Genomic DNA, 1,706 nt, shown 5'->3' on the forward strand with positions numbered 1-1,706 from the left:
GTATTCGCTGTGCTACCCTGTGAGTCTGCTGAGCCTATGTCTACTTTAATCCCCATTTTTCTCCTCCTTTTGTGATTCAAGACGGCGTTGTTGAAAAAGAAGTTCCTCTTTTTCATCCTCTAGCATACTCACCGCTTTTTTTAGTTCTTCTTTCCTCTCGGTGATAAAATCATCAAGTAGCTGTTCATTTCTTTTTAACATTTCTATATCTTCAAGGCGATCCATCTCATCTTTAACTGATAATGGATAATATCCTAATTCTCTATATGGGATGAAGTTTGTTTGACAAAGATCCACAATCTCTGTCGCAACGTAAGAAAACTGATTTCTTTCTTCTTCTAGCTTTGATAATTTTGTTTGAATCTGTTGAACGCTACATTGAATATCTTCTAATTTTCTAGTTTTTTCCATCCTCACTCCTTAAACAAATTATTTTGAGGAACAAATGACGGATTTGAATACAGAGAAGGTAGACCAGTTGTCCCCTTATTTTGATCCAAGGGCAAATTATTTTGCCACAATGTACTGATCTTCTCATCTGCTACTTCAAATTCATTTGCGGCACTATGAATTAGCTTTACAAATTCACCTATTTTCGATTGAATATTTTTAGCAATAGATGCTTCATTTATAATCAATCTTCTTCCTACCGTATTAGCAGTGTAAGAGCTTGTCTTATCTCTAGTAACTGTACCAGCAGTAGTAATGCTATTGCTTGCTGATACAATTGCAGTCGCAATAGTGCTTGCCTTACCTTTTTCACTTTTTACTTGTCCCATGCTCAATAACCTTTTTAATTATCCTTTCTACTATCTAAATCATCCAGAAATAAGGTTAAATCTTAAGTATCAAATAATTTTTTACTTATTCTTACTAATTTTGAGTTTGATGACTTCTTTCCGAGAATGTAAATAAACCTGATCGGGATCTGGAGCCATATCTCGGCTATACATTCCTTTATCTAAAAAGGTTTGATCCATTAGGCGCATACCAAAGATGACCCATTGGACATTTGTCTTGAGGTATCTAGGAATTGGGTCAATACTTGTCCCAATATAAGTATAATCAGTACCAATAATAAACCTCATCCCTACTCGATACCCCTTCTCAAACATAAATTGAAGCTGTTGTTCATTTAGATTACTCTCGGATACCAGTGCTTTCATATTTGGTATAAAAATGATCCATTCAGATGATATACCTTTTTCAAGACGGCGCTCTATTTCATAGATTAGCTGATTTCCTATGTCCGACAGTTCCTTTTTACTTCCAACATAGGTTTTCACCTGATCACTATATGCCTCATATTCTTGGAAAGCATCAATCAACATCATATGGACGTTAGGAATTCTAAGAATAGTTTTTATTAAATGATGAGTTATATTATCAAAAGCATCTTCTGCATTCGATACATAAGCCATATGTTTAAATTTGCTAAGAGAGATATTGATACTTCCAACCATTTCAAACTCCAAACCAATCGGCAACTCACCATTCTGAATTGCTTCTTGAGTTGTAGGCAAATTGAGAAATACATCCATGGTCAACTCCTCCGGCACCATCGGAATGGCACTTGGGCGCTGTCCTGTCCAGGCTTCTTGGAGAGAAGCTACTTCCTGGCCCAGGTTGTTGAGGACTTGGGTGTCATTAGATCCAGTGACTGGGAGAGCTAACTGGATAACATCCACCTCTTCACGTTTCATCAA

At 36.5% G+C, this 1,706-nt stretch carries 2 protein-coding genes and 1 pseudogene; all 3 read right to left on the minus strand.

Annotated features, from left to right (window positions below):
• Positions 1-45 precede the first annotated feature (45 nt).
• Positions 46-411: a hypothetical protein gene (locus tag SORDD16_RS08960; protein ID WP_061421995.1), complete on the minus strand. Its 366-nt coding sequence runs from the start codon at positions 409-411 to the stop codon at positions 46-48.
• A 2-nt stretch (positions 412-413) separates the two neighbouring features.
• On the minus strand, positions 414-779 hold the full coding sequence (locus SORDD16_RS08965; RefSeq protein WP_061453180.1) for a TIGR04197 family type VII secretion effector: 366 nt from the start codon (positions 777-779) through the stop codon (positions 414-416).
• An 81-nt stretch (positions 780-860) separates the two neighbouring features.
• Positions 861-1,706: pseudogene (locus SORDD16_RS08970) on the minus strand (type VII secretion protein EssC); the annotation flags it as partial.

The organism is Streptococcus oralis (genome assembly GCF_001578945.1).
Classification (GTDB): Bacteria; Bacillota; Bacilli; order Lactobacillales; family Streptococcaceae; genus Streptococcus; species Streptococcus oralis_Q.

Excerpts from the sequence above, each read along its gene's own strand:
- SORDD16_RS08960 (WP_061421995.1), bottom strand. The coding sequence starts at position 411 with ATGGAAAAAACTAGAAAATTAGAAGATATTCAATGTAGCGTTCAACAG.
- SORDD16_RS08965 (WP_061453180.1), bottom strand. The coding sequence starts at position 779 with ATGGGACAAGTAAAAAGTGAAAAAGGTAAGGCAAGCACTATTGCGACT.